Source organism: Psychrobacter sp. TB20-MNA-CIBAN-0197 (genome assembly GCF_040309765.1).
Taxonomy (GTDB): Bacteria; Pseudomonadota; Gammaproteobacteria; order Pseudomonadales; family Moraxellaceae; genus Psychrobacter; species Psychrobacter submarinus.
Genome location: NZ_JBEOPC010001326.1, coordinates 1 through 239 on the forward strand (window position 1 = coordinate 1; position 239 = coordinate 239).

The following is a 239-nucleotide window of genomic DNA, read 5'->3' on the forward strand; positions in this document are numbered from 1 at the left end:
TACCATTTTGAACAGTGCCATTCGTATTACTGCTACTTTCTGCCCCATTATTTGCTGCGGCTACATCATCAATAATTTCTGAAGCATTGACCTCACTGTCAACATCGTCGTTGCCAGTATTACCAGCCGCATTGCCAGGCGCATTATCGAACGCTAAGGTACTGTTTTCACTGCTGTCATTGGGTGGCAAAATAGACTCGACATTGACAGTATTAAAATAACGTGTCGCTGATAAGTCG

At 43.5% G+C, this 239-nt stretch carries 1 protein-coding gene; it reads right to left on the minus strand.

From position 1 onward, the window contains the following. Positions 1-239: hypothetical protein (locus AAEY83_RS18255; RefSeq protein ID WP_351061523.1), on the minus strand; the 239-nt coding region annotated here is incomplete at both ends.